The sequence below is a fragment of the Bacillus sp. LB7 genome (assembly GCF_030449715.1).
Lineage (GTDB): Bacteria > Bacillota > Bacilli > Bacillales > Bacillaceae > Bacillus > Bacillus paralicheniformis.
Map to the genome: position 1 here is coordinate 25,093 of NZ_JASGCA010000014.1, position 26,646 is coordinate 51,738.

Annotated in this window: 22 protein-coding genes and 1 pseudogene; 9 read left to right on the forward strand and 14 right to left on the reverse strand. The window is 47.9% G+C overall.

The window, feature by feature from the left end:
- Nucleotides 1-4 precede the first annotated feature (4 nt).
- The 3 genes from QMZ64_RS16925 to spoIIID form a co-directional block, all read right to left on the reverse strand.
- A complete protein-coding gene (locus tag QMZ64_RS16925) occupies nucleotides 5-844 on the reverse strand; it encodes a flagellar hook-basal body protein (RefSeq protein ID WP_075751539.1) in 840 nt (279 codons plus the stop codon).
- A gap of 205 nt (nucleotides 845-1,049) precedes the next feature.
- Entirely contained in the window at nucleotides 1,050-2,051 is a 1,002-nt protein-coding gene (gene mbl / locus QMZ64_RS16930) for a cell shape-determining protein Mbl (RefSeq protein ID WP_265625452.1), read from the reverse strand.
- Nucleotides 2,052-2,236: 185 nt separating this feature from the next.
- Complete coding sequence (spoIIID, locus tag QMZ64_RS16935) at nucleotides 2,237-2,512, reverse strand: sporulation transcriptional regulator SpoIIID (RefSeq protein ID WP_003185911.1); 276 nt, start codon at nucleotides 2,510-2,512, stop codon at nucleotides 2,237-2,239.
- A 336-nt stretch (nucleotides 2,513-2,848) separates the two neighbouring features.
- Here spoIIID and QMZ64_RS16940 point away from each other — a divergent pair, with 336 nt between their 5' ends.
- The 3 genes from QMZ64_RS16940 to QMZ64_RS16950 all read left to right on the forward strand — a co-directional run bounded on the left by QMZ64_RS16940 (nucleotide 2,849) and on the right by QMZ64_RS16950 (nucleotide 5,202).
- Nucleotides 2,849-3,277, forward strand: coding sequence for a MarR family winged helix-turn-helix transcriptional regulator (locus QMZ64_RS16940; protein WP_265625451.1), 429 nt, complete (start codon nucleotides 2,849-2,851; stop codon nucleotides 3,275-3,277).
- Between the two features lie 3 nt (nucleotides 3,278-3,280).
- Nucleotides 3,281-4,474: an MFS transporter gene (locus QMZ64_RS16945; RefSeq protein ID WP_243941813.1), complete on the forward strand. Its 1,194-nt coding sequence runs from the start codon at nucleotides 3,281-3,283 to the stop codon at nucleotides 4,472-4,474.
- Between the two features lie 149 nt (nucleotides 4,475-4,623).
- On the forward strand, nucleotides 4,624-5,202 hold the full coding sequence (locus QMZ64_RS16950; protein WP_265625450.1) for an undecaprenyl-diphosphatase: 579 nt from the start codon (nucleotides 4,624-4,626) through the stop codon (nucleotides 5,200-5,202).
- 41 nt (nucleotides 5,203-5,243) lie between these two features.
- On the opposite strand, the gene QMZ64_RS16955 is transcribed toward QMZ64_RS16950, so the two are convergent.
- Both QMZ64_RS16955 and QMZ64_RS16960 read right to left on the reverse strand, forming a co-directional pair.
- Nucleotides 5,244-6,173 (reverse strand): manganese-dependent inorganic pyrophosphatase, encoded by a 930-nt coding sequence (locus QMZ64_RS16955; RefSeq protein ID WP_265625449.1) that lies wholly within the window; start codon nucleotides 6,171-6,173, stop codon nucleotides 5,244-5,246.
- A 130-nt stretch (nucleotides 6,174-6,303) separates the two neighbouring features.
- Nucleotides 6,304-7,125: a manganese catalase gene (locus tag QMZ64_RS16960; protein WP_243941806.1), complete on the reverse strand. Its 822-nt coding sequence runs from the start codon at nucleotides 7,123-7,125 to the stop codon at nucleotides 6,304-6,306.
- A 129-nt stretch (nucleotides 7,126-7,254) separates the two neighbouring features.
- Between QMZ64_RS16960 and QMZ64_RS16965 the strand changes: the two genes are divergently transcribed.
- Nucleotides 7,255-7,992: a YqjF family protein gene (locus QMZ64_RS16965; RefSeq protein WP_265625448.1), complete on the forward strand. Its 738-nt coding sequence runs from the start codon at nucleotides 7,255-7,257 to the stop codon at nucleotides 7,990-7,992.
- A 37-nt stretch (nucleotides 7,993-8,029) separates the two neighbouring features.
- Here QMZ64_RS16965 and QMZ64_RS16970 read toward each other — a convergent pair.
- Together QMZ64_RS16970 and QMZ64_RS16975 are read right to left on the reverse strand one after the other, a co-directional pair.
- A pseudogene (locus QMZ64_RS16970) lies at nucleotides 8,030-8,421 on the reverse strand (CBS domain-containing protein).
- A 64-nt stretch (nucleotides 8,422-8,485) separates the two neighbouring features.
- On the reverse strand, nucleotides 8,486-9,439 hold the full coding sequence (locus tag QMZ64_RS16975; protein WP_265625447.1) for a magnesium transporter CorA family protein: 954 nt from the start codon (nucleotides 9,437-9,439) through the stop codon (nucleotides 8,486-8,488).
- Nucleotides 9,440-9,599: 160 nt separating this feature from the next.
- On the opposite strand from QMZ64_RS16975, the gene QMZ64_RS16980 reads away from it, so the two are divergent.
- The 3 genes from QMZ64_RS16980 (at nucleotide 9,600) to QMZ64_RS16990 (ending at nucleotide 12,627) form a co-directional block, all read left to right on the forward strand.
- Entirely contained in the window at nucleotides 9,600-10,898 is a 1,299-nt protein-coding gene (locus tag QMZ64_RS16980) for a hemolysin family protein (RefSeq protein WP_265625446.1), read from the forward strand.
- A gap of 148 nt (nucleotides 10,899-11,046) precedes the next feature.
- Nucleotides 11,047-12,258, forward strand: a complete 1,212-nt coding sequence (locus QMZ64_RS16985; protein ID WP_265625445.1) for an ammonium transporter — start codon at nucleotides 11,047-11,049, stop codon at nucleotides 12,256-12,258.
- 18 nt (nucleotides 12,259-12,276) lie between these two features.
- Entirely contained in the window at nucleotides 12,277-12,627 is a 351-nt protein-coding gene (locus QMZ64_RS16990; protein WP_265625444.1) for a P-II family nitrogen regulator, read from the forward strand.
- A gap of 48 nt (nucleotides 12,628-12,675) precedes the next feature.
- Here QMZ64_RS16990 and QMZ64_RS16995 read toward each other — a convergent pair whose 3' ends face one another.
- The 3 genes from QMZ64_RS16995 to spoIIQ all read right to left on the reverse strand — a co-directional run bounded on the left by QMZ64_RS16995 (nucleotide 12,676) and on the right by spoIIQ (nucleotide 14,878).
- Complete coding sequence (locus QMZ64_RS16995) at nucleotides 12,676-13,248, reverse strand: ATP-dependent Clp protease proteolytic subunit (protein ID WP_265625443.1); 573 nt, start codon at nucleotides 13,246-13,248, stop codon at nucleotides 12,676-12,678.
- Between the two features lie 13 nt (nucleotides 13,249-13,261).
- Nucleotides 13,262-13,867, reverse strand: coding sequence for an RNA polymerase sigma factor (locus QMZ64_RS17000; RefSeq protein ID WP_265625442.1), 606 nt, complete (start codon nucleotides 13,865-13,867; stop codon nucleotides 13,262-13,264).
- Between the two features lie 135 nt (nucleotides 13,868-14,002).
- Complete coding sequence (gene spoIIQ, locus QMZ64_RS17005; RefSeq protein ID WP_265625441.1) at nucleotides 14,003-14,878, reverse strand: stage II sporulation protein SpoIIQ; 876 nt, start codon at nucleotides 14,876-14,878, stop codon at nucleotides 14,003-14,005.
- A gap of 193 nt (nucleotides 14,879-15,071) precedes the next feature.
- Here spoIIQ and QMZ64_RS17010 point away from each other — a divergent pair, with 193 nt between their 5' ends.
- Nucleotides 15,072-15,569 carry a GNAT family N-acetyltransferase gene (locus tag QMZ64_RS17010; RefSeq protein WP_265625440.1) on the forward strand — a complete coding sequence of 166 codons (498 nt, stop codon included), beginning with the start codon at nucleotides 15,072-15,074 and terminating at the stop codon, nucleotides 15,567-15,569.
- A gap of 48 nt (nucleotides 15,570-15,617) precedes the next feature.
- Here the strand turns inward: QMZ64_RS17010 and QMZ64_RS17015 are convergent, their stop codons facing one another.
- Nucleotides 15,618-16,061, reverse strand: a complete 444-nt coding sequence (locus QMZ64_RS17015) for a YwnF family protein (RefSeq protein WP_065644495.1) — start codon at nucleotides 16,059-16,061, stop codon at nucleotides 15,618-15,620.
- Nucleotides 16,062-16,308: 247 nt separating this feature from the next.
- Between QMZ64_RS17015 and cls the strand changes: the two genes are divergently transcribed.
- Nucleotides 16,309-17,757, forward strand: coding sequence for a cardiolipin synthase (gene cls, locus QMZ64_RS17020; RefSeq protein WP_265627890.1), 1,449 nt, complete (start codon nucleotides 16,309-16,311; stop codon nucleotides 17,755-17,757).
- Nucleotides 17,758-17,809: 52 nt separating this feature from the next.
- Here cls and QMZ64_RS17025 read toward each other — a convergent pair whose 3' ends face one another.
- Genes QMZ64_RS17025 through QMZ64_RS17035 form a run of 3 tightly spaced genes read right to left on the reverse strand, consistent with a single transcriptional unit; the run spans nucleotide 17,810 to nucleotide 26,634 of the window.
- The gene (locus tag QMZ64_RS17025) at nucleotides 17,810-19,243 is read right to left on the reverse strand and encodes an MDR family MFS transporter (RefSeq protein ID WP_265625439.1); all 1,434 of its coding nucleotides are present in this window, start codon (nucleotides 19,241-19,243) and stop codon (nucleotides 17,810-17,812) included.
- Nucleotides 19,240-19,464: an MbtH family protein gene (locus QMZ64_RS17030; RefSeq protein WP_265625438.1), complete on the reverse strand. Its 225-nt coding sequence runs from the start codon at nucleotides 19,462-19,464 to the stop codon at nucleotides 19,240-19,242. Before QMZ64_RS17030 ends, QMZ64_RS17025 begins: the two co-directional genes overlap by 4 nt.
- 12 nt (nucleotides 19,465-19,476) lie before the next feature.
- On the reverse strand, nucleotides 19,477-26,634 hold the full coding sequence (locus QMZ64_RS17035) for an amino acid adenylation domain-containing protein (protein WP_301441491.1): 7,158 nt from the start codon (nucleotides 26,632-26,634) through the stop codon (nucleotides 19,477-19,479).
- Between the last annotated feature and the right edge of the window lie 12 nt (nucleotides 26,635-26,646).

Below are 26,646 nucleotides of genomic sequence, written 5' to 3' on the forward strand. Positions count from 1 at the left end.
TCATTTATCCGATCCTTCCAATCTCATTGGCCGCCTTTTCCATGCTTTTATCATAAGCCTGTAGAACTTTTTGGTTGGCTTCAAACGAGCGGTAGGCAGCGGTCATTTCCGTATAGGCTCTCGTCACGTCGACATTCGACCGTTCCGTCATCCCTTGCTTGACAGAATAAGTGACTTCGGGATTGCCGACTGCGCTTGGCAGCGCCTCACCGTTTTCAGTACGATACAGATCATCGCCTTCTCTTGCTAAATTTCTCGTATCGAGCGCGATCCTGACATCGATCCTTCCGAGATTTTGGCCGTTTTCAGTCACCGTTCCGTCCTCAGCGACTTGAAAATTCTCGCTTCCCACCGTAATCGGCCGGTTTTCCGTTGAAAGGACGAGTCGGCCGTTTATTGTCAATTGATTGTTCTCATTTAAAGAAAAACGGCTGCTTCTTGAATAGCGTACATCCCCATTTTCAAGCCGGACCGCGTAGAAAAGCGCTGCTTTATCGTTTGTTTCCCCGTTGACCGGAACTTCGGTTTCGCTGATTGCAATATCTGTCGGCTCATTCGTGCTTTGCAGATCGCCTTGCGAGAATTGAGGCTTCAGTTCCTGCATGTATACCCCTGTATTGATAGAACCGATCGGCGTCTGTGTTGAAAACGAACGCGAAGCGCTGCCGGCCTTGACAGAATCGGATTCAATCCGGCTCAAAAGCATTTCCGGAAAAGAACGGATTGACCCTTGGTCTTCTTTATATCCCGGCGTATTTGCGTTCGCGATATTATTCGTCAGCATCTCTGTGCGGCGCTGCTGGGTGATCATTGCTGAAGTCGCTGTATAAAGTCCTTTTAACATCATTTCACCTCAAATAAGTGTCATGCTCCAGAGTTTCTCTCGAAAAAACCTCTTTTGCGAAAGGCTTGCAATTTATATTTGCTAATACAGAACATTTGTTCTATAATGGTATTCAAACATACTACTCTTTTTATCGGCAGCCATTCGGTTCCTTTAAAGCATTTCACATAAAAAACCTCATTCTAAAAAAGAATGAGGCTTCTGATCAGCTCAGTTTGCGCTTAGAAAGCTTGTCCATGTTATCAAGCATGACACCCGTACCGACTGCCACACAATCCATCGGATTTTCGGCAACGAGAACCGGCACTTTCAGCTCTTCTGCAAGAAGCTGGTCAAGACCGTTTAACAATGCGCCGCCTCCTGTAATGATAACGCCTCTGTCGATAATGTCTGCTGACAGCTCAGGCGGCGTTCTTTCGAGCACCTGCTTGGCAGCCTGTACAATGACAGATACAGATTCGCGCAGCGCTTCTTCCACCTCTTTGCTCGTTACCGTAATGGTTCTCGGCAATCCTGTGACCATGTCGCGGCCGCGGATGGAAATTTCCTCGTGACGTGCGTCTGGGAAAACAGTTGCGACTTTAATCTTAATGTCTTCGGCTGTCCGTTCGCCTATGAGCAGCTTGTACTCGCGTTTAATGTAATTCAAGATTTCAAGATCAAACTTGTCCCCAGCCATTTTAATAGAAGAGGCGGTGACAATATCGCCCATTGAGATGACTGCGATATCTGTCGTTCCACCGCCGATATCAACTACCATGTTTCCGCTTGGCTGGAAAATATCCATTCCCGCTCCGATTGCGGCCACCTTAGGTTCTTCCTCCAAATAGACATGCTTTCCGCCGCTTTTTTCGGCAGCTTCTCTGATAGCCTTCTGCTCCACAGAAGTAATATTTGTAGGGCAGCAAATCAGCATGCGCGGCTTTGAGAAAAGACCTTTTACATTCAGCTTGTTAATGAAATGCTTCAGCATGGCTTCCGTTACTTCAAAATCGGCAATGACGCCGTCTTTTAATGGACGTATCGCAACAATATTCCCAGGTGTACGTCCTACCATTCTCCTTGCTTCTTCACCGACAGCGAGCACTTTCCCATTGTTTTTGTCAAGAGCAACAACTGATGGTTCATTTAAGACAATACCTTTTCCTTTGACATGGATCAGCACATTCGCTGTACCAAGGTCAATACCAATATCCCTTGCAAACATCTATCTATATCCTCCTCGAAATCTGTTTCACAGCAATGTCCACATTCTGCCCTAATTATATATTTTATCATAAATATTAGAAAAAAAAGAGAGCTTATTAAAGTTCTTCATAAAATTTTTGTGGCTTTTTACGGAGGATACCGGGAAATTCTGATAAACGCTGTTCGTTTCTGAGCCATTATTCCTTATTGCACGGGTTCTCTTTCAAAGATTTCCTCTTTCTTGTATTTTAGTTTTGTCGCTTCTCCGCCCCGCAAATGTCTGATTGATTTATGATAATCAAGAATTTCTTTTACTTCATTGGCCAGGTCAGGATTAATTTCAGGCAGCCTTTCTGTCAAATCTTTGTGAACGGTACTTTTGGAAACACCAAACTCCTTCGCTATCACACGAACCGTTTTTTTCGTCTCCACGATGTACTTCCCTATCTTGATTGTTCGCTCTTTGATGTAATCGTGCACACCACTCGACCTCCCTAAAATGGATGTGAGAAGTGTGAAATGAGATCCGTCTTGTGAAAAAATTCGCTATTTGCGCAGCTTCTTCGTTTTATGCTTTTCCAAGTAGAATTTTGAAATACTCCCACGATCCCTCACCTCAAACACTCTCTTTGTTAGGTTTGTATCAGTGTATTAGCATTTAAATGGGATTATGCTAAAAACTCAAGGAGGACAAGGGCCTTCTCTGATAATTTTATTTCGGGCTTCAAAAATTTTAACTTTACACTAATCTTGACTTCCGATAAAATGAATAAAGTTTATTATTTACCTAGGTAACTATTTTGAAGGAGTCCGGGAATGGAACATATCAATCGAAAGATTATTCACCAGCTCAATCAAAGCACGCGGATGGTTGCGAAAAAAACGAATGAACAGCTCGAAGCGTACGGCCTTTACGGTTCACAGTGGTCGATCCTATACTGTCTTCACACTTACGGACCGATGACGCAAAAAGACATATGGACTTACTTGCATGTCGAGGCGCCGACCGTGACGAGAACCGTCCGCCGCCTCGAAAAAAACGGCTGGGTTGAACGGATACAGGGCGATGACAAACGGGAAAAAGTCGTCAAAATGACAGAAGAAGCCAATATTAAATATGATGACATTCAATTAAAAATGAAAGAATTTGAAGAGGAAATGCTTTCCGTATTTGAAGAACGGGATAAAAAAACATTTCAAAGGCTGTTAAATCAATTATTAGAAGGACATCAGGAGGAGTTGTAGCCTATGAAACAAGCTGAAGCCATTTGGACCAGAGATTTTATCATGGTCGTTTTAATTAATTTATTTATATTCGTCTATTTTTACGCACTGTTGACCGTGCTTCCGGTCTATGCAATGCAGGAGCTCGGCGGCTCCGAGTCAGAGGGCGGCCTTTTGATCAGCGGCTTCATGCTGTCCGCGATTTTTGCAAGGCCGTTTTCGGGAGCGGTTATTGAGCGCTTTGGTAAAAAAAGAATGGCGCTCATCAGCGTCGTGCTGTTTACTTTGGCATCATTTCTTTATATCTTCATTCATGATATCTACCTGCTGCTCGGCATTCGCTTTTTCCAAGGCATTTGGTTCAGCATCATCACGACGGTGACGAGTGCAATTGCAGCCGATTTAATTCCGCCGGCCCGCCGCGGGGAAGGTTTGGGCTACTTTGCCATGTCGATGAATTTGGCGGTTGTCATCGGTCCGTTTATCGCGTTGAACCTGCTGGATAAAATGAGTTTTTCCGATCTGTTTATTTTATTTTCAGGAATCGTCACTGTGGCCATCCTCTGCACGGCACTGGTCCGGATTCCTAAAGGAAACGACATCCGTTCGGCTGTGTTCAGGTTGTCTTTTTCCAACATGTTTGAAAAGGGCGCGATTCGGATTGCCACGGTCGGATTGTTCGTGTCGTTTTGTTATTCAAGCGTCATTTCCTTCATCTCTGTTTATGCCAAATCTCTCGGCCTTATTGAAGCAAGCAGTTATTTCTTTATGGTGTTCGCGGTGACAATGATGATCACGCGGCCGTTTACGGGAAAACTGTATGATAAAGTCGGCCCTGGAGTCGTCATTTATCCGTCCATTATCATTTTTTGCGCCGGACTTTTCCTGCTTGCTTTTACAAACAGCAGCGGGATGCTTTTACTATCCGGAGCTGTCATCGGCATCGGCTACGGATCTATCACACCGTGCCTTCAGACCTTGGCGATTCAGGCTTCGCCGCCTCACCGGAGCGGTTATGCAACAGCGACTTATTTTACGCTGTTTGATACCGGGATCGCAGTTGGATCCTATGTTTTCGGGTTGGTTGTGGCACAAGCCGGTTTTTCAAACATCTATTTATTCTCAGGCGTTTTTGTGCTCATCAATCTGTTTCTTTATACGTGGAGCCAAAAACCTGCACTCGCAAAGGAGAAGCGGGATATATCGATGGCTGAATAAGCCGTTCAACCTCGCCGGGCCGGGATTGCCCGGCTTTTTTCATGCAGGCTGATACAGGCCGATCTGTCATTTAATGAAACTTTTGCAAAATCAAATACGTCTCCTAACTGTCTGACCAAAAACTACTACTCTATTAAAAAGGTGATTTCTTGAACTATTGGCTTTTTACACGCATTCATCAATTATCAAACCACAACCACATCCTGGACAGCGCTATGATTTTGATTACAGAAAAAGCAATTTACATGTATGCGCTCATTTTGCTTTTGATCTGGATCTTCGGAAACCGTTCTTATAAAATAAGCGTTCTTCAGGCCGGTGTGACGGGTATTCTCGGATTGGCGGCAAACTATTTGCTGTCATTGGTTTACTATGAGCCGAGGCCGTTTGTCGCTCACCATGTGGACGTATTGATTCATCATGCTGCCGACGCTTCATTTCCCAGCGATCATACAACCGGGGCGTTAGCCATTTCGATCGCTTTTTGGCTTTATCATCGGAAAATTGGAACCTGCCTGATTGCTTTCGGGTTATTGACGGGCTTTTCCCGTATTTGGGTCGGACACCACTACCCTGTTGATGTTTTAGGCAGCATTTTGGTCGCTTTATTTGTATCACTCGTTATGTTTAGATTCTCAACGTATGTGCAGCCGCTTTTTGAACGGATCATCTCACTCTACGAATCGATCTTGCGGAAATTGCGGAAAGCCGTATCCAAAACGGCATAAGAAAACACCCGAATCTCATGATTCGGGTGTTTTTCATTTCCTTAACCTTTTAAAGCTTCGGTTAACGGCGGAACAATTTGTTTTTTGCGGGATACAACGCCTTTCAGTGTCGCTGTGTTGTCTGACAATGTGACATTGAACGCTTTTTCCACTGCTTGTGCAGCTTGTCCTGAAGCGACGACAACCGAGTCGTTTGTTAAAATGTCGGTTACGACAAACACAAATAAATCCAATCCTTTTTCAGACACCACTTTTGCAAGTTCTGCGTCAACTTCCTCTTTGCGGGAGAGAACGTCGTTTGTATCGACAGTGTTAACCTGCGCGATCTCCACTTTATGGCTTCCCATCGTAAACTCTTTTGCGTCAAGAGAGAGAAGCTGAGGAATCGTTTTTGCGCTCAAATCAGCTCCGGCTTTCAGCATGTCGAGTCCATAGCTGTCAGCATCAACGCCGGCAATCTCAGCCAATTCTTTTGCAGCTTTGACATCTTCGTCCGTGCAAGTCGGAGATTTGAATAAGAGGGAGTCTGAGATGATCGCCGACAGCATCAATCCTGCGATATCTTTTTTAATTTCGACGTCGTTTTCTTTATAGAGCTTGTTTAAGATTGTTGCCGTGCAGCCTACAGGCTCTGCGCGATAATACAGAGGGTCGCTCGTTTCAAAATTGGCGATCCGGTGGTGATCGATGACTTCAAGCACGCGAACTTGATCCAGGTCATCGACGCTCTGCTGGCGCTCATTATGGTCAACCAGAATCACGCTGTCAGTTTCATTCGCAACAGTGTTCACAAGGCGGGGTACTTCTGCATTGAATTTCTCAAGCGCGAATTCGGTTTCGCCGTTGATTTCGCCGAGGCGGACGGGTTCTGCGTCTATGCCGAGCTCCTTTTTTAATTCGGCATATGCAATCGCTGAACAAATCGTATCCGTATCCGGATTTTTGTGGCCAAAAATAAGTACTTTACTCATGATATAACTCCTTACTGTTGTTTTTATAGTAAGCTTACCTAACAATAAAAAAATCTGCAAATCTGTCACTTATTTTAATATGTACGGAGTGTTTTGTCATTTTAAAAAATAAAAAAAGAGCCGTTCGGCTCTATTCTCCATAATCAGGTGTATTGTGGCTTCGTTTTGGAGCGGGCTTCAAGACCGGTTTTTCTCCATATGCGACAGGGCCGCTCTCGTAGTGGAATGCCGCTCCGTCCGGCGCCTTCTCTTTCAGCCAATCAAACTGCGCGCTTTCTTCTCCATCCGAGAAATTGTATAAAGTATGCGCAATGTCTTCTTTTTCATTTTCATCCGGAACCGTGCCAGGCACGATGACGCCTTCTTTTTCTTCCAACTCTTTGATTGCGGCGATCCATTGGTTTTGGTGCATCGTGTCTCTTGCCAAAAGAAAGCCGAGCATATCTTGTACACCATTGTCATCCGTCATTTCGCGCAGCCGCGCGACTTGCAGTCTGCCTTGCGATTCAGCGTTGACATTTGCGCGCAGATCGGCCAGAAGATTGCCGCTCGCTACAATATAGCCTGCATTCCACGGAACGCCGGTGCTGTTTTCGGGCATGGCTCCCAGTCCGGAAACGATCGCATGGTGAGGGTTCATTCCGCCCATAATGGCGCCGATGACAGGATCGTCTGCGGCTTTTTCCTGCTCGTAAACCGGAGCGTCTTCAAGCAGGCGTGCGATCATCGTCGCGATCATTTCGACGTGTCCGATTTCTTCTGCTGCCGTGTCCATGAGCAAATCTTTATACTTTTCATTTCCCCTTGTATTCCACCCTTGAAAAAGGTATTGCATGGCCACAGATATTTCTCCGTACTGACCGCCGAGTATTTCCTGCATTTTCTTTGCGAAGACAGGATCGGGTCTTTCAGGTTTCGCAGGGTACTGCAGCACTTTCGTATGCTTGAACAAACCACATCACTCCTCCGTTTTTTATATCCTCGTTTTTGAATTAACCGAAAAGGGAAATGATAAAACCGTACAACAGGCATGGGATGTGTTGCAAACGGGTCAACATTCGAATCAAAGGAGTGCTGTTTTATGATAAAAAATACTTCACACCGCCCTTTTCCGCCGCCTGAAGGACCGTGGATGATGACGCAAACATGGAATCATGTATTATTTGCTCATTGGGCTGTTGATCCTGAAGCCATTCGCGGACGAATACCGGCGGCCTTGGAACTGGGGACATTCAACGGAAAAGCGTGGATCGGCATCTTGCCTTTTCTGCTGACAAATATGCGTCCCCGTTTTTTGCCGCCCTTTCCTTTCATCAGCAACTTTCCCGAGCTGAACGTCCGGACATATGTATCATATAAAGGTGTACCGGGCATTTATTTTTTCAGTCTTGACGCTGCTTCGCGCTTAGTCGTCGCCGGCGCGCGTACAATGTTCCACTTGCCTTATTTTCACGCCGGGATGCGCTTTGCACAACATGAAGATCGCTTTCAGCTGACGAGTGCGAGAAAACGTTCACAAGCAGCGTTTTATGCAGAATATCAACCGGTATCGGAGCCATTCTCAGCTGATAAAGGAACGCTTGAATACTGGCTTGCTGAAAGGTACCGTTTATACACCATGCATAAAAACGAGCTCTATTATGAAGATATCCACCATTCAGAGTGGCAGCTGCAGCATGCTGAAGCTGATATTTTTCCGGGTTCGCTCACCGGCGCAAACAATCTTACACTCCCACACACAGCACCCCTTCTTCATTATGCAAAAAAGCAGCACGTCTTATTTTGGCCGCTGAAAAAGTGGGAAAGTGAAGAAACATAAAAAAGGAAGAGCTGAAAACGCTCTTCCTTCACCCTGTTTAAGCCGGTTTTGAAATTTCGCTTAATGCTTCTCCCGCTTTCTCATCCGCATGTGAGACGGAGAGATCCCCCAAAGCTACGATTCCGACGAGACGGCCATCTTCAACTATCGGCAGCCTGCGAATTTGGTGTTCCGCCATCAGATCTCCTGCCTCTTCAGCCGACATATCCGGGCGTCCGGTCACCATCCGTGTGCTCATGATATCCCGAGCAGCTGCGTCCGTTTCATTTTCGGCTACACATCTGATGACGATATCCCGGTCCGAAACGATCCCCGTCAAATTTCCGTTCTCGCAGACTGGAATTGAACCTACATTGTGGCAATTTCAGCAATCGGAGCAGAAGGCTCACAGCATTCGGCATTGGTTGTCATGATGTCCTTTAGTTTCATTCGGAATTCCTCCTTTACTGGGGTTATTATGTGCTTTTCCGATATACCCCGGGCTTAAACCTATTTAAAAGAGTCCTTTCCTTTTCATATATCGTTTTTTATCCTTCAATAAATCGCCGGTCCAACCTTTCTTTTTCAAATACCAATACACAAGGATGGTAGAAACGGCGATTAAAATCAGCGAAAATAAATAGCCGTACTTTAATGAGAGTTCAGGCATGACTTCGAAGTTCATTCCCCACAAGGCGCCGAAAGCCGTCATCGGCGTAAAGATCGTCGTAAAAATCGTCAGCGCTTTAAAGATTTCATTGCCTCTGTGGGATGTCACCACTTCCTCGGAATGGAGCAAATAATTGATTTCATTCGCATACTCTTTGATCAATGACATGCCTCTGTCGATTTCGTGAAACGTCCTGCGCTGTTCGATTTCATCAAACGATTTGCTTAAAAAAGTTTCTTTCAAGCCCATTGCTACCTTTTTCATCGATAAAATTAAACTTCTTATGACGAGCAGTTCGTGACGCCGCTTATGAATCAGTTCAATGATGCTTTTATTGTTGTCATGGTGAAACCCCCATCTTACTTTTCCAAGGTGAACTTCAAAGTGCTCAAGTTCCTTTAAATACATTCTCATCAGTTCGCCCAGCAGGACCAGAAACACTTCAGGGGCGTCTTTGCATCGCTCCAAATGTTGATCGATCGGCCTCCTGTTTGCCTCCTCAAATTGCGAGATATCTAAATTCATTGTGAAAAAATAGTTTTTCGTTAAGTAAAAATGAAATGCTGTCCGGTTTTGTTGAACTTCCGCTTCCTGGTCGTAAATATATGAACCGTAGATCGCTTCCTTGCCTTGAACGGCAGCATTGATATCAATGCAATTGATATTGGCCGAAGGAACGCCTTGAAACCAGTTTCGGCATTCCGGCCAATGATTGGGCTGGATCAGCCCTTGTGCTGTCGCTTTTTCGTGAGGTCCGAGCTGATACCATGTCCAGCCCTCTCCCTGAAAAACTCTCATATGTCGTCTCCTCCTCTTCCGGCCCATTCGTTTTATATTTCTTTGCCCGCCCTCCGCGTAAATAAACATCATGTTTGCCGCGCTGCGGCACGTGGTATGAAGCCAGTATGAGTTTTTCATAGAAAAGGAGGTGGCGCCTTCTTTTTGAGAAGGCGGGGCATTGGAATTATTGAAGCTGATGGCAGTGGCAGGATTAATCGCATTAACGGGCTTTTTCGTCGCAGTCGAATTCGCCATCGTCAAAGTAAGGCGGACAAAGATCGACCAATTGATCATTCAGAAAAAAAAGGGCGCACTTGCCGCAAAAGAAGTGACTTCACACCTTGATGAATACTTGTCAGCCTGCCAGCTTGGAATCACCGTAACAGCATTGGGCCTCGGCTGGCTTGGTGAACCGACGATGCAGAGCTTGCTGCATCCCCTTTTCTCAAAAATCGGCTTGAACGAGTCGGTGACACATATTCTTTCATTTTTGGCCGCTTTTTTATCGGTCACTTATCTCAATGTTGTGATCGGGGAACTGGCGCCAAAAACGATCGCCATTCAAAAAGCGGAAACCGTTACTCTGCTTTTTGCACAGCCGATGATCTGGTTTTACAGAATCATGTTTCCTTTTATATGGCTGCTCAATCATTCAGCCCGCATGATCACAAGTCTGTTCGGCCTGAAGCCGACTGGTGAACACGAATTGGCATATTCGGAGGAAGAGCTGCGAACGCTTTTATCTGAAAGCTATCAAAGCGGGGAAATCAACCAAAATGAATTGAGATATGTAAACAACATTTTTAAATTCGACGAACGTACGGCAAAAGAAATTATGGTGCCCCGCAATGAAATGACCGTCCTGTCTCTTGATGACAGTGTAAAAAAAGTGAAGCAGCTCATCAAAGAAACGAAGCACACCCGCTTCCCCGTCATGGAGGAAGATAAGGATCACATCACCGGAATGATCAATATAAAAGAACTGCCGCTGGCTGAGCTTGCAGGCGGGTTTTCTTTAGAAACAAAACCGTTAAAGCCATATATCCATCCGGTTATCCATGTGATTGAAACAATTCCCGTCTACCAGTTGTTCGTCAAAATGCAAAAAGAGCATACACATATGGCGATTCTCGTAGATGAGTATGGCGGAACATCCGGCCTTGTGACGGTTGAGGATATCGTCGAGGAAATCGTCGGCGAGATTCGCGATGAATTCGATAGTGAAGAAGTATCTGCTGTTCAGAAACTGGAAGATGACCATTACATCCTTAGCGGTAAAGTACTGGTCAGCGATGTAAACGACCTGCTCGGAATTCATTTATCAGATGAGGAGATTGATACAATCGGCGGCTGGATGCTGACGCAGAATATTGAGAGCAAGCCCGGAACGGCGATCGAAAGTGAAGGCTACCGTTTCAAAGTAAAAGATATGGACGGACATCGAATCGTTGCAGTTGAGGTTGAAAAAACCGCTTAATCCCCCTTTCAGCCTCTCCCTGTCCACTTTTCTTCCCAAAAACCATGTAAGGAAATCTGACATGTTCATCATGATATCTCCCTTTTGTCACTATAATGAAAGAAAAAGAGATCTGCTCTCAATCTAAATGACTACGGAGGAATGAAACATGCAGATGGGGGATACAGTATTTATGTTCTTTTGCGCTTTGCTCGTGTGGCTGATGACGCCGGGCATCGCTTTATTTTACGGAGGACTTGTCAGGAGCAAAAATGTGCTCAGCACCGTTATGCACAGTTTATTTTCAATTGCCATCGTTTCTATCATATGGATTTTGTTCGGCTATTCGCTCGCTTTCGCTCCCGGAAACCCATTGATCGGGGGTTTGGATTGGATCGGACTGCAAGGTGTCGGCTTTGAACCCAATGCCGATTATTCGGAGACGATCCCGCATACGCTTTATATGATGTTCCAATTGACATTTGCCGTACTGACGACTGCGATTATTTCCGGAAGCTTTGCGGAGCGCATGCGCTTTCCGGCCTTTATTCTTTTCTCAGTGCTCTGGGCGGTTTTTGTTTACTCGCCGGTCGCCCACTGGGTATGGGGCGGAGGCTGGCTTGACGAGCTGGGAGCGATTGATTTTGCCGGCGGCAACGTCGTCCACATCTCTTCCGGTGTAGCCGGCCTTGTCGTTGCGATTGTTCTCGGCAAACGGAAAAATATCAGCGACACAGCCCCACACAACCTCCTTCTGACCTTGCTCGGGGCGACTTTGATCTGGTTCGGATGGTTCGGGTTCAACGTCGGAAGCGCGCTGACGATCGATGAAGTCGCCATGACCGCTTTAATCAACACGAATACGGCTGCGGCCGCGGGGCTGATCGGCTGGATTTTGGCAGAATGGCTGATCAATAAAAAGCCGACGATGCTCGGCGCCGTCTCGGGAGCGATTGCGGGACTTGTCGCGATTACGCCGGGCGCAGGCTTTGTTACACCTTTCTCATCTGTATGGATCGGGCTCATCGGTGGAATCGTCTGTTTCTGGGGTGTGTTTTCGCTGAAGAAAAAATTCGGCTACGATGATGCGCTCGATGCCTTCGGTCTTCACGGGCTCGGCGGAACATGGGGCGGAATCGCGACGGGCTTGTTCGCGACGACATCAGTCAACGCAGACGGAGCAAACGGGCTTTTTTACGGAGATATCAGTCTCCTTTGGAAACAGCTGATTGCGATTGCCGCAACATATTTGTTTGTCGCAATCGTCACATACGCTATTATTAAGATAGTCAGTATCTTCTTTAAACTCCGTGCCTCAGAGGATGAAGAATCATTGGGCCTCGATCTGACGCTGCACGGCGAAAAAGCGTATCAAGATTAATTTGTCAGGAGTGATGGTATGAGCGGTCAAATGTATAAGGTGGAAATTGTAACTCGTCCTACAAACTTTGAAAAGCTGAAAACGGAGCTGGCCAAAATCGGGGTAACGTCCATTACGTTTTACAATGTACACGGATGCGGCCTGCAAAAAGGGCATACAGAGCTTTACCGCGGGGTCAAACGCGAAAGCAATGTGTATGAAAGGTTGAAAGTCGAAATCGTCGTCAGCAAAGTGCCTGTCGAAAAGGTGGCCGAGACGGCGCAAAACGTCCTGAAAACCGGGGAACCCGGTGACGGCAAGATCTTCATATACGAAATTAAAAACACCGTCAACATCCGCACAGGCGAAGAAGGTCCTGACGCTTTATAAAAAAGATCGAAGCTCCCGGCTGGAGTTGAGCCGGGAGCTTTTCTGATGTTATAAAACGGCGTCAATAACACCGTATGCCTTCGCTTCGTCCGCATCCATAAAATAATCGCGTTCCATGTCGGCTTTTAGTTTTTCAATGGGCTGGCCGGTTCGTTCGTGAAAGAAGCGCTCGATTTTTTCCTTCAGTTTGATGATCCGCTTCGCTGAAATCTCCATGTCTGTCGCCTGTCCTTTGACGCCGCCGAGCGGCTGATGGATCATGATTTCGCTGTTTTTGAGCGCATACCGTTTGCCTTTTGTTCCGCCGGCGAGGAGCATCGCTCCCATGGAAGCTGCCATTCCGACGCAGATCGTGCGGACATCCGGCTTCACATAATCCATCGTATCCAAAATCGCATATCCCGCGGAAGTTGATCCGCCCGGGCTGTTGATATAGATCGAAATGTCTTTTTCATTGTCTTCGGCTGACAAAAACAGCAACTGGGCGGTGACCCGATTGGCGAGGTCATCGTTGAATTCAGAGCCGATCATAATGATCCGGTCTTTTAAAAGTCTGGAAAAAATGTCGTACGACCTTTCACCGGCAGCCGTTTTCTCAATGACGTAAGGAATGGTGTTCATAGCCTTTTTCCTCCTAGGCAGCACACCTCATCATGCTGACGCAAGACGGCTGTGAAGCGCCGAAAAGCCATGTCTGTTTGGCAAATTCGAGCAGATCATCGGGGTTGTGATACAATATCGCCCGAACAAGCAGACCAATATGTTCGTCATCCCCGTCCGCCGCTTCCCTTTGCAGAATATCCGGAGAAAGGCTTTTTAATCGCTGACGCGATCTGAATAAAAGCGACTTGACGGATGATTCGGGCTTCCCGAGCGCCTCGGCAATTTCGTGCAGCTGAAAGGAAAACACATCTTTGAGCAGAAAAATCGTTAATTGCTTCGGCGTTAAAATACCGGAAAGCTGTTTCAGCAGGTGCTCGAAATCATCGGCCGCCTGCATGCGCTCTGCCCGCCCGTCTTCTAGATTGTCTTCAGACAGAAAGATTTCGCGCTTTCTTTTTCTGAGCAGGTCAATCCATTTATGCTTTGCCACCGTCTTTTGATAAGCATGTGAGGCGTCTGTTCGATTGATTTCTATTAACTTCAGGATGGTGTCCTGGACTAAATCCTCAGCATCCCATTTATCACCTGTCATTCTCATGCAATACTTCATCAGCGCTTGCTGTTCTAGCTCATTCATGAATGCATTCACACTCCTTAAAAGAGGCCTCTTACTTAATAAACGGCTGGCTCTGCAAATTTGATACGGGTTTTTTATGATTGTAACAAAAAAGGCGCCTATCGTATTTGATAGGCGACCTGAGTGAAGCGTTCCTTATGACTGGCTTGAATCGTCAGACTGGGTTCCGTCTTGATTTTCTGACCCTTCAGACGAATCTTCCCGTTTGGTTTTGTCATCTTTTCCACCTGTTTGATCTTTCGCTTTGTCTTCTGTTTTTGGCTTTTCTTCAACAGAAGGCTGAGCAGGTTCCTTCATTTCAGCCGCTTGTTCCCCCACCGCTTTTTCGATGCTGGAGACCGGCTTGTCCATGAAATTCAACGGGTTTAGCGCAACACCGTCTTTGCGGATTTCAAAATGCACATGGTTTCCGCCTTCTTCATTGTAAAGGTTTTTGCCTGCTTTTCCGATGACTTGATTTTGTTCAATCTTGTCACCTTGTTTGACGCTTACTTCAGAAAGAGACTGATACACAGTTGATAAACCATTTTCATGTTCAACTTCAACAACGTAGCCCAGTACAGGGTCTTTTGCAGCTTTGATGACCGTACCGCTGAGAGATGCGGAAACATCGAATGTTTTTCCGTCTTTCTCAGCCAAGTCGATACCTTTGCTCATGCTGTACGTGTTATTATAGTTTACAAGTGCTGCTTCTTTCTCTTCTTTAGTTGCGTCAGTTTCAAAGAACTTTTTAACGACAGAAACATTTTCAGAATCAGCAACCGGCATTGCGACATTTTCGACTGCTTTGCCTACTTCTACCGCGTCATCCCGGTTATCATAGGCTGATTTCTTGCCATCGTCTGCAAGCTGATCTTTTACATCGTTGTTAGAAGCCGATTGATACCAAAGAACGGCGGTTAATACAACGACGGCACTTGTCAAATAGATGGCCGGAAATACCCAGCGTTTACGAAAAAACTGTTGCAGCTTTGTGATTTTGGAAGTACGATTCTTTTCTTCCTCTTTCATTACTCATCACCTCAGCAACATTCTGAACACTTTTCAGAAAATATATACATTTACAAAAAACTTTTTTTCAAATTAGTCTGCACCGGCTGCTTCGTTTTTATGTAAAAACCGCCCTAAAACCTGAAATTTCACCAATGTGCATGATAACGGAAAAAACGCCGAAGATATAACATATGAAGAAAGGACAAAGAGAATGAAACTACGGATCGCCAATCGGGAAGACCTTCCCGCAGTAGTCGATATTTACAACTCCACCATTGCATCGCGAATGGTTACGGCAGATACAGAACCCGTCACACCTGAAGAAAGGCTGAACTGGTTTTTGAACCATACCGAGGCAAGGCCTCTTTATATTGTGGAAAATGAACAAGGGGATATCACCGGCTGGGTCAGCTTCGAAGCCTTTTACGGAAGGCCCGCCTATAACAAAACCGCCGAAGTCAGCATTTACCTTCATGAAGACCACCGCGGCAAAGGGGCGGGTTCAGCGGTGCTTGAAAAAGCGCTTGAAGCTGCGCCAAAGCTTGGAATCCGTTCTTTAATGGCGTTTATTTTCGCCCACAACGAACCGAGCATCAAGCTTTTCAAAAAATACGGCTTTACCGAGTGGGGACACTTTCCCGGAATCGCCGAGATGGACGGAATCCGGTACGATTTAAAAATATTAGGAAAAGAATTGAATGAAGCCTGATCATCATGGCACAAAAAAAGAGCTGTCATGCAGCTCTTTTTTCTTTCATCATTCAGCCAGCCTGCGCCTTCTGATCTCTTCTTCATTTAAAAATTCCAAAAAGCTTCTCATCACAGTAAACGGCTCTTCCTTGACCGCCCGAACGTAGCGGCTTTTCCGTTCATCGGAAAGCACTTCGCTTGTTTGCATCCGTTCCAAAATATATTTCATCACCGATTGCTGAACATTTCTTTTTTGGTAAGACGACTCTCTGAACAGCGCCATGCCGAAAGCTGCTGCTGCGGCAGCGCAGCCGATTTTTATCATTGAATCGGTTCCATAGGATGCCTGCCCCCAAAAAGAGGACAGATATACCAATGAAGCGACAAGCAGCGGAATCGCGATAAAAAGAAATATCAGTCTTTTCTTTAAGAACGGCGCCGCCACATGCTTGAGGTTATCCATTTCTTCTTTCATAAAAGCCGGCATTTGATGGAAACGTTCCATCTCCATAATCAATCCCTCCCGTTTTGGTTAAAGAGGCGTTGTTTCGCTAATTAAATCACGCTTTTTATATGTATATCGTAACTTAGATCCAACATGTTTTACAGTTTTTTGCCTTTCCCCTTTTTATTAGGAACTTTCCGTCCCCCGCCCCGTATAACATGAGATAGTTGCTTGAAAGGGGAGTAACTGTTATAAATGGAATGTATAAAAACAAATCCGTCTTGTGAGGTTCAATATGGATATTATTAAAAATATCAGCATCACATCGATATTTCTCGGCTTTATATTAGTTTTAAACACGCTATTGGCAATCGTTGTGATCTTTAGGGAACGCCGGGATGCAAGCTCCTCCTGGGCCTGGCTCTTGGTACTCTTCTTTATTCCCGTTCTCGGCTTTATTCTTTATTTGCTCTTCGGCCACAATTTGAGCAGGAATCACCTCTTTCAATGGGAAGACCAAAAGAGAATCGGGATGGAAAAAATATTGGAACAGCAGCTGACCAAGCTGAAAAACCGCGAGTTTGAATTTCGCAATAAAGCCACGGCGGACAGCAAAGATTTGATTTATATGCATATTCTGAATAACCACGCCGTTTTTACGGAAGACAATGCGGTTGAGCTGTTAACGGACGGACGCCAGAAATTCGACAGACTGCTTCGCGACATTGAAAACGCCAAAGACCATATCCATCTTCAATATTATATTTATAAAGGCGATGAGATCGGAAAAAAGCTGCGGGACGCGCTGATCAAAAAAGCAAAAGAAGGCGTTGAAGTCCGCGTTTTGTATGATGAGCTGGGATCAAGAAGCCTTAGGAAAAGCTTTTTCAAAGAGCTGAAAAAGGCTGGAGGATTTGTCGAAGTTTTTTTCCCGTCGCGTTTTAAATTTATCAATTTGCGCATGAATTACCGCAACCACCGCAAGCTCGTCATTATCGACGGCATCATCGGCTATGTCGGAGGATTTAATGTCGGGGACGAATACCTCGGTCTTAATCCGGCCTTTGGCTATTGGCGGGACACGCATCTCAGAATCAAAGGAACGGCTGTCCATTCGATTCAAACGCGTTTTATCCTGGATTGGAATCAGGCCTCGCACCATCACGACATCACATATATGCCAAACCACTTTCCTGACATCGATTCCCACGGAAACATCGGCATGCAAATCGTCACCAGCGGCCCCGATTCAGAATGGGAGCAGATTAAAAACGGCTATATTAAAATGATATCAACGGCAAAGCGGTCGATTCTTATACAGACGCCTTATTTTATTCCGGACGCAAGCCTGCTCGATGCCCTAAGGATCGCTTGTCTGTCCGGCGTTGACGTGAGAATCATGATTCCTAACAAACCCGACCATCCTTTTGTGTACTGGGCTACCTATTCTTACATCGGCGAACTTTTAAAAGCCGGCGCTTCCGTATTCATTTACGACAACGGGTTTATCCATGCGAAAACAATCGTTGTAGATGAAGAAATTTCATCGGTCGGTACGGCTAATATTGATATGCGCAGCTTCAAGCTCAATTTCGAAGTGAATGCTTTTTTATACGATGAGGAAATTTCGAGAAGCCTTGTTTTATCATTTGAAAAAGATCTGCAAGTCTCAAGGGAGCTGACCTTTGAAGAATATTTAAACAGAAGCAAATCGATCCGCTTCAAAGAAGCCATTTCGATCCTGCTGTCGCCGATTTTATAGCGCGCCATTCATGCTGTAAAAAAATCCTCCCGGAAACGGGAGGATTTTTGTTTTACTTACCGGAAGCTGCCGCACCTTTGGAAACTGCAGCATGCTTGTCCATTTGCCGTCCAGTGTCAGCGTCCTTGAGCTTGAGTGCGATGAAAAATGCGGCCATGAGGAAGCCGGCGGCACCGAGCAAAGCGGTCCGGTAAGCTGATAAATCAAGCTCTATCCCTGCCTCGGGCTGACTGAGCACGGCAAGGACGCACGACATGACGGCAACTCCAAAAGCAGATCCGAGCCGGTTTTGTACATTAAACAGCGTCGTTGCCCGGCCCATTGAGGATGATGAAATGTTGGCAAAACAAACAACCTGCGCTGCGCCAACCGCATGCCCCAGGAAAAAGCCCGCCAAAAACAGCAGCAGCCTGAGAAGCCACAGATTTGACCCGTATCCGGTCAGGCTCAGCAGCCCAAACCATACAGCAGCGCCTAACAGCGCAACCGAAATCACCCGCCTCGGTCCGAACTTCCCCAACGACCTCGGCATCAGCTGGGAGGCCAGCATCAAGCCTAATGCTTCGGGAAACGTGATTAGAGCGGTATCGGTCGCAGAATAGCCGAGTGCTTCCTGGCACAACAGCGGAAATATATAGAGCATGCCAAGGAGTCCGCCTGCTGTCAAAAGCGAAATGACGCTCATCATTCCAAAAACCCGGTCCTTCAATAAGCGCAGTTCAATCAGCGGATGCTCAGCCTTCAGCTCGACAAAAACGAGAATGGCGAGGAGAATCACTCCCCCGGTTCCCGACACAAGCACATTCGGCGAGCCGAAGCCCTGCACAGGCCCCTGGCTGAGTGCAAAAACCGCCAACGCCATTCCCGGCCCAGCCAAAAGAAATCCTAGCCAATCAAATCTGCCTGCTTTCGGCTCCATATGTTCATGAAGATATAACAGGCCAAACAGCAGAATGATCATTCCGATCGGAATATTAATGTAAAAAATCCAGCGCCATGACAGCTGATCAGTCAGAAACCCGCTGATGATCGGTCCAACCGCAGGCGCGACCGCAATCGGAAGACCGAGAACTCTCGAAATTTTCGCCCGTTCATGCGGAGGAAACGTCCTGAACAAGATCGCCATTCCCACCGGTGTGATCAATCCGCCGCCGGCTCCCTGAATCACGCGAAATACGTTTAATGCCGCCAGATTGTCAGCGATTCCGCATAATGAGGATGCAGCCGTAAATATCGAAAGCGCGGCCAGGAAAACACGCTTTGTCCCAAAGCGGTCTCCAAACCAGCCGGCTGCGGGAAGAAAGACCGCCAAGCTGACTAAATATCCGATGTTAACTGTGCCTGCAGCAGACGGCAATGTTTGAAATTCGTTCATGATGGCGGGCAATGCCATGTTAATGACACTCGCATCCATTGCAGCCATAAACATGGCCGTTACATATACAATGCTGACAACCGTCCTTTGATTGAACGGCCTTCTATTCATTGCTGACCGCCGTGTACTTCTGCAGCCGGTTTCAAGCTGTTCGGCGAGAGATCGGTCCAATTCGAGCTGATATAGTCGATGCAGGCGCTGCGGCTCGTTTCCCCGCAGACAATCTCCCACCCTGCCGGAATATAAATGAAGGCGGGCCAGAGTGAATACTGGCCTTCCTCATTCATTAAAACAACATATGTGCCCTGTTCATTTTCAAAAGGATTTGTCATCGTTATCTCTCCCTACTTGTCCGTATCTTTTTTCAAGCCGTCCAGTTTTTCCGCAACATGACGTCCGATTTCGGCCAGCGGCTCCGGCTGGCACAAATCTTTATGCCGGCAATCCATATCATGAATATCAATGTTTCCGTTCAGATAAGGAAGCCATGACTCAGGATCGATCGGATCAAACCATTCCGGTATCACAGTTGATTTGAAAAACAGGATATCGCCATGAAAGACGCGGGGCTTATATTCGCTTAAAATCCGGACGGAATTCACATACGTCTCCTTTAAGTTCAAGATCGCAGTCTCATCCAGGCTGGCAAGCGCACTGCCGTCGCGGCGCAGAATATCGATCGCACTGGAAAGTTTCAGCGGTTCCCCGTTAAGGCTGTCCGGATCGTATCCTCCCAATGCCAAGAGTGCAATCAATGCTTCCTGCTCATCAGGTGCATCTTTAATTGGAAGGAAGTGATTCGGGTAAGCATCAAGCATGACAAGAAGCGAAATGTCCTCCCCTTGTTCCTGCAGCTGAGTTGCGATCGCATGTACAACATTGCCTCCGAGAGACCAGCCGAGAAGACGATAAGGCCCTGTTGGCTGAATCGTACGAATGTGCCGGATATAATCGGCGGCCATGTCGTCGAGCGTATCAGGAAGCTCTTCCTGCCTTGCGATCCCGCGGGCTTGAAGACCATATATCGGGTATTCCTTCCCGAGTGCCGTCATTAAACCGGCATAACACCAGCTGAGGCCCCCGGCCGGGTGCACACAAAACAGGGGATCGTGACTGCCTCCGGTTCTCAGCGGAAGCAGTACATCCAGCGCACTTTGCCCGCCGCCGGATTCAAGCCGTTCAGCGAGTCCGCTGACAGTAGGCGCTTCAAGCAGGTCGCCGATGCCGAGCTCGACGCCGAGCGCATCACGAATGCGGCTCATCAGCTGTACGGCGAGCAGAGAATGACCGCCAAGTTCGAAGAATCCGTCATCAATACCAATCCGCGGCACATTGAGGATTTCTGAAAAAAGATCGCATAAGATTTCTTCCTGCGGTGTTCTTGGCCCCCGCCCTTTAACAGCCGCGGCAAAATCAGGGTCAGGCAGTGCTTTTCGATCAAGTTTGCCATTTGGAGTCAATGGCAAGTCTGCAATTTTTACAAATGCAGAAGGCACCATGTACTCCGGCAGAGTGCCTGCGGCAAACCGGCGCAGCTCAGCCGGATCGGTTTCGTCTGCAGACGTCGGGACAACATAGGCGATCAGGCGCTTGTCCCCGGGCTGGTCTTCCCTTACAACTACAGCGGCTTGATTCACCCTGTGATGGCGGACAAGCACCGCTTCTATCTCGCCGAGTTCGATTCTAAAGCCGCGGATCTTGATCTGCTGATCGGCCCGGCCCATATAATCAAGAGAGCCGTCTTGACGCCTCCGAGCAAGATCACCGGTTCGGTACATTCGGGTTCCCGGCGGACCAAACGGATCAGCGACAAAGCGGTCTGCCGTCAAATCGGGTCTGCCCAAGTAACCCCGTGCGAGGCCGCCCCCCGACACATACATCTCTCCGGTGACGCCCGGGGGTACCGGTTCAAGGTATTCATCAAGCACATATACACCTAAATCGGGAATCCCTTGACCGATCAGGCTGTTCGCTTGAAGTGCTGCAGTCTGCTGATCGAGGGAAATATAGCTGACATGTACCGTCGTTTCTGTAATTCCGTACATATTAATCAGCCGCGGGACATGCTCCTGATGGCGTTCATACCAATCTTCAAGCCTCTTCAGCTCGAGCGCTTCCCCTCCAAAAATGATAAAGCGCAAGGAAAGGCGTTTTCCTGTCTCAGCATTGTCCCGGTCAGCCTGCATCAATTGATAAAATGCGGAAGGAGTCTGATTGAGCACAGTCACTCCCTCGCGTACGAGAAGATTGAGAAAGTCGGCCGGCGAGCGGCTGATTGTATGAGGCACAACGACAAGCCGCCCCCCATTGAGCAGCGCTCCCCAAATTTCCCATACCGAAAAATCAAATGCGTAAGAATGAAACATCGTCCAAACATCGTCAGAGCCAAAATGGAACCATTGGTCAGTCGCTCCGAACAGCCGCACGACATTTTGATGCGGAACGACCACTCCTTTCGGCATACCGGTCGAGCCGGATGTGTAAATGACATACGCAGGGTGAAGAGGCAGCAAAGGCGTCGTACGGTCGGCATCAACCGGATTCACAGAAGCGTAACCGTTCAGTTTCTCTTGTATGCAAGGGTCATCAAGTACAATCCTTTCAACAGATGCGGGAACAGAAAGGCTTGATTCGACCGCTGAACTCGTTACAACGCAGGCAGGATGTGCATCATTCAACATAAACGCTATCCTTTCTGCCGGGTAGTCCGGATCCAGAGGAACATATGCCGCGCCAGCTTTCAGCACTGCAAGCAGTCCGACAACCATATCCAAAGATCTTGGCAGCGCCAGGGCAGCAAATTGTTCGGGACCGACCCCTTTGGCGATCAGGAGATGGGCAAGCCGGTTAGCGCGTCTATTGAGCTCGCTGTATGTGAGCGAGTCATTTTCATATATAACCGCAACGGCTTCCGGGTCCTTCGCGGCCTGCTTTTCAAATAAAACAGGCAAAGATGAACAAGATATGTTGTTGGACGATTTGCTCCAGTCAGCCAGCATGTTTTCACGTTCGGCCGGAAGGAGAATCTCAAGTCTTCCGATCGGCTGATCAGGGTCTGATACTGCTGAATCCAGCAGCCTGACAAGCCGTTCGGCCAATGTTTGAACCGTATTTCGCTCAAATAAATCTGTGCTGTATTCCACAAATCCGCCGATACCTGCGGGTGTTCCGTCCGCTTTTCGATGTTCGCGAAGCTCAATCGTCAAATCAAACTTGGCTGCGCCGACACTGCGAATTTCAATGTCTGATTTAAGGCCGGAAAGTTCAAGCTCAGGTTCAGGCGTATTTTGAAAGGCGAGCATGATTTGGAACAGCGGATGTCTCGCTCTTGATCTGGCAGGATTGAGCACTTCAACAAGGCGCTCAAACGGAAGATCCTGATGCTCATATGCTGCAAGATTTACTTTTCTAACTCTGTTCAAAAGCTCTCGAAAACTTGGATTACCCGATGTATCCGTTCGGAGCACAAGCGTATTAACGAACAATCCGACAATTCCGCCTAAAGCATCATCGTTTCTTCCCGCTATCGGACTGCCGAGCGGAATGTCGCGGCCTGCTCCGAGCCGTGTCAACAGTGAGGCAAGGGCCGACTGCAAAATCATGAACATGCTGACTCCGGTGCTGCGGGACAAACCGAGCAAACGGCCGTGCAGCTGTTCGTCAATGCTGAGATCAATCGTACCGCCTCTGTAGCTTGATTCCGACGGACGCGGGTGATCAGTCGGAAGCTCCAGCTGATCAGGCAGATGTTCCAACGCCTTTGACCAATACCCGAGCTGCTTGGCAATCAGACTGTCCGGATTGTTCTCACTGCCAAGCAGATGTTCCTGCCATACGGCATAGTCGGCATATTGTATAGAAAGCGGCTCCCAAGCAGGTGCCTCACCATTCAGACGCGCATTGTAGGCAGTTTCCAAATCGCGGGTCAGCGGCGTTAAAGACCAGCCGTCGCCAATCATATGGTGCAAAAGCAGAAGAAGAACAAACTTGTCCGGTCCGAGTACGAATAGCTGGGCGCGAAACGGAGGTTCCTTTTCTAAATGAAAACGATGCCGAACAGCCTCAGCCAGGACTTTTTCTAAATCATGTTCGCTGACATGGGATACAGCGAGTTCGGGACGCGCTTGATCTGCTTCCAATATCAGCTGGTGTGTTGTCCCCTGCTGATCCGGGAAAATGGTTCGAAGCGGCTCATGTCTTGCTGCCACATCGCCCAAAGCGGCTGTCAGCGCCTCTTGGTCCAAACGTCCGGTTAAATGAACGACAACCGGAATATTATAGGTCGGGCTCGGTCCTTCCAAACAGTGCAAAAACCATAGGCGCCGTTGCGCGAAGGACAGCGGAATCTCTTCCCGGCGCTCTCTTTTACGCAATGCCGGGCGGGCGCTCTGCGCCTGATCAAGCTGTTTGGCAAGTCCGGCGGCTGTGGGTTCATCGAATAAACGGCCGATCCCGAGTTCGACGCCGAGCGTTTCCCGAATCCGGCCGACGAGCCTGCCTGCCAGAAGCGAATGTCCGCCAAGATCAAAAAAGCTGTCATCAATACTGACTCGCGGCACCCCCAGCACTTCAGCGAATAAATCACACAATATTTCCTCTTGCGGAGTCCTTGGCTCACGTCCGCCTGTATGCATACTCAACACCGGAGCCGGCAGGGATTTGCGGTCAATCTTTCCGTTCGGCGTAAGCGGCAGTTCATCAAGGATGACAAATGCAGACGGAATCATATAGTCGGGCAGTGTTTCACCAACGTAGCCGCGAAGCTCGGCAGGATGAAGGCTTTCTCCCGAAGAGGGAACGACATACGCAAATATACGCGGATCACCGGGCTGGTCTTCACGAACAATAGCAGCAGCTTGTTTAACAACCGGATGATTTGCAAGCACCGCTTCTATTTCTCCCATTTCAATGCGGAATCCGCGAATTTTAACTTGGTGGTCCGCACGGCCGATATAATCAAGCGACCCGTCTTCGCGCCAGCGCACAAGGTCGCCCGTCCGGTACATCCGCGATCCAGGCGGCCCGTACGGATTCGCAATAAAGCGTTCAGCCGTGAGAGCATGTCTGTTCAAGTAGCCGCGCGCCACTCCTGTTCCTCCCACATAAAGTTCTCCAGCCGCTCCCGGAGGCACAGGCTGCAATCCGGCGTCTAGAACATACAGCTGCGTATTCCAAATCGCACGGCCGATTCCCGGAGGTTCCGTGCAGCCTGCTTCCAGCGCGGCGGCAGTAGACCAAATCGTTGTTTCCGTCGGTCCATAAAGGTTCGTTAATGTGCATCCGAGCTGCTGCAATTGCCGGGCCAGGCTCGCTTGCAGAGCTTCACCGCCGACAAGCGCACGAAGACCTTTAAGCTTGTCAGGAGCGCTTGAGGCCAATGCGTGCCAGAGGGTCGGTGTGGCCTGCATCATGGTGATTCCGTATGTTTCAATCATTTTGGCCAATGCGGACGGGTCTTGTACCGTCTCCTTCTCGGCAAGAACGACTGCTGACCCGCTGATCAGCGGCAAATACATTTCGAGTGCTGAGATGTCGAATGCAATTGTAGTGACAGCCAGCAGCCGGTCATCTTGATTAAGCTGGAACATATCCTGCATGGAAAGCAAAAAATTGAATAAGCTTTCAGCTTGTACAACAACACCTTTAGGCCTGCCGGTTGATCCGGACGTGTAGATCATATATGCCGGCTGGGCGCCGGAATGCTGTCCGCCGGGATTTTCTTCAGAATAGCCGGATATTTTTTCCACAACAGTCTGTTCATCAAGGATTAACTTCGGCGTTTGCGACCTGATCATGTCTTGTGCTTTTTTGCTGGTGATGACAAACAGCGGCTGTGCATCATTGAGCATATACTCGATCCTGTCAGCCGGATAATCGGGATCTATAGGTAAATAAGCCGCTCCAGCCTTGAGAACGGCGAGCATGCTGACAATCATTTCCGCTGATCGCGGCAGTGCCAAAGCAACGAATGTCTCCGGTTTCGCCCCCTGATTGATCAGCAGATGAGCCAGTTGATTTGCCCTTTTATTTAATTCGGAATAGGTGAGAACCTCATCATTGCAAACGACTGCCGGAGATTCAGGGCACTCCTTCGCCATCCTTTCAAATCGCTGCGGAAGACTCTCATTGGGAAGACCGCGGTCTGTTTGATTCCATTCGATCAAAATTTGAGCGCGTTCTTCCGGGAGAAGAATATCCAACGTCCCCACCGGCTGAGTTTGCTCGCAATCGGCAATCGTTTTCAGAAGAGTAAGAAAACGATGAACATGATGTTCAAGTTCATCCGCATGATAAACAGCGGGGTTTGCATCCATGTTTACTTTCAACCCGCCTCCGTCCGGGCGGCCGTAAATGTTGATTGACAGATCGTCCACAGGTCCCGTGGCAAGATTATGCACGATGCCTTGACAGCCGGCAAAATTCAAGCGGTTCTCAAAAGGCATCAAATTAAGCTGCGGACCGAACAGCCGCTGATTTTCGCCAAGCAGCTTGAGATCCCGGCGCAGTTCTTCGTGGCGGTAATGCTGATGACGCCTCAGCTTCATCATTTCCGCTGAGATTTGCTTGACCAGCTCTCCTACGCTCATTTCCGGCTGCATGCTAATCCGAAGGGGAAGGAGATTCATGACCATACCCGGAATATGGAGAGCGGCTGACCCGAGGCGGCACATCATCGGCATCCCGAGAACGACGTCATTTGCCCCCGTCAGCCGATGAACATATATGGCAGCTGCTGCCATCACGGTTTCGTGCCAAGTTGTCCCCATTCTGCTTGCGGCAGACAGAAGACGATCAGCATGTTCACTCGGCAGATAATCAGACCTGCGAAGAAAGCTTGAAGAGGTACGCGGCGCTCTTTCGGCAAGACTGACCACCTCCGGTTCATCGCTGAAACGCTCAAGCCAAAATCGCCGATCTTCCTGATACTGTTCTGATACCCGGTAAGCCGTTTCCTCCGCGAGAATCAAATCGAGGGAGCCAAAGGCTCCGCTCTGGTCGATCGATTTGTTCTGCATTAATGCGGTATATATTTTTGACAGCCGCTCGGCGATCAGTGTAAAGCTGAACCCGTCCGTTGCGATATGGTGAGTTCGCTGATACCAGAAGTAATGATCCGGCGCCGTTTTGAAAAGCGCTTCTGTAAAAAGCGGACCGCGGGTCAGATCAACCGGATGGGCAAGATCATCCTTCATCCAGCTTTTAGCCGCCTGTTCCGGATCGGTTTCTGAGCTGACATCAATGTAATGAATCGGAAAATCTGCCGACGGAACGATCTCTTGCCACGGTCCGTCTTGATCTTCTCCAAATCTGGCATGGAATGATTCAGCTTCTTTCATAACATGGCGCAGCGCTTTCTCGAAAAGCTCTTGATCAAGCGGGCCTCTTATTTCAACGTATTCAGCTGTATTGTAGATCGGATTTTCCGGATCAAGCTGCTGAGCAAACCAAATGCCGGCTTGCGCTCCTGATAATGGCTTTCGGTTATGTTGACTTTCAGGCATTAAGGCGACCTC

What these genes read in the sequence shown, in the direction of transcription:
- QMZ64_RS16925 (WP_075751539.1), bottom strand. Translation starts at nt 844, where the DNA reads ATGTTAAAAGGACTTTATACAGCGACTTCAGCAATGATCACCCAGCAG.
- mbl (WP_265625452.1), bottom strand. Translation starts at nt 2,051, where the DNA reads ATGTTTGCAAGGGATATTGGTATTGACCTTGGTACAGCGAATGTGCTG.
- QMZ64_RS16940 (WP_265625451.1), top strand. Translation starts at nt 2,849, where the DNA reads ATGGAACATATCAATCGAAAGATTATTCACCAGCTCAATCAAAGCACG.
- QMZ64_RS16945 (WP_243941813.1), top strand. Translation starts at nt 3,281, where the DNA reads ATGAAACAAGCTGAAGCCATTTGGACCAGAGATTTTATCATGGTCGTT.
- QMZ64_RS16955 (WP_265625449.1), bottom strand. Translation starts at nt 6,173, where the DNA reads ATGAGTAAAGTACTTATTTTTGGCCACAAAAATCCGGATACGGATACG.
- QMZ64_RS16965 (WP_265625448.1), top strand. Translation starts at nt 7,255, where the DNA reads ATGATAAAAAATACTTCACACCGCCCTTTTCCGCCGCCTGAAGGACCG.
- QMZ64_RS16975 (WP_265625447.1), bottom strand. Translation starts at nt 9,439, where the DNA reads ATGAGAGTTTTTCAGGGAGAGGGCTGGACATGGTATCAGCTCGGACCT.
- QMZ64_RS16985 (WP_265625445.1), top strand. Translation starts at nt 11,047, where the DNA reads ATGCAGATGGGGGATACAGTATTTATGTTCTTTTGCGCTTTGCTCGTG.
- QMZ64_RS16990 (WP_265625444.1), top strand. Translation starts at nt 12,277, where the DNA reads ATGAGCGGTCAAATGTATAAGGTGGAAATTGTAACTCGTCCTACAAAC.
- QMZ64_RS16995 (WP_265625443.1), bottom strand. Translation starts at nt 13,248, where the DNA reads ATGAACACCATTCCTTACGTCATTGAGAAAACGGCTGCCGGTGAAAGG.
- QMZ64_RS17000 (WP_265625442.1), bottom strand. Translation starts at nt 13,867, where the DNA reads ATGAATGAGCTAGAACAGCAAGCGCTGATGAAGTATTGCATGAGAATG.
- spoIIQ (WP_265625441.1), bottom strand. Translation starts at nt 14,878, where the DNA reads ATGAAAGAGGAAGAAAAGAATCGTACTTCCAAAATCACAAAGCTGCAA.
- QMZ64_RS17010 (WP_265625440.1), top strand. Translation starts at nt 15,072, where the DNA reads ATGAAACTACGGATCGCCAATCGGGAAGACCTTCCCGCAGTAGTCGAT.
- QMZ64_RS17015 (WP_065644495.1), bottom strand. Translation starts at nt 16,061, where the DNA reads ATGGAGATGGAACGTTTCCATCAAATGCCGGCTTTTATGAAAGAAGAA.
- QMZ64_RS17025 (WP_265625439.1), bottom strand. Translation starts at nt 19,243, where the DNA reads ATGAATAGAAGGCCGTTCAATCAAAGGACGGTTGTCAGCATTGTATAT.
- QMZ64_RS17030 (WP_265625438.1), bottom strand. Translation starts at nt 19,464, where the DNA reads ATGACAAATCCTTTTGAAAATGAACAGGGCACATATGTTGTTTTAATG.
- QMZ64_RS17035 (WP_301441491.1), bottom strand. Translation starts at nt 26,634, where the DNA reads ATGCCTGAAAGTCAACATAACCGAAAGCCATTATCAGGAGCGCAAGCC.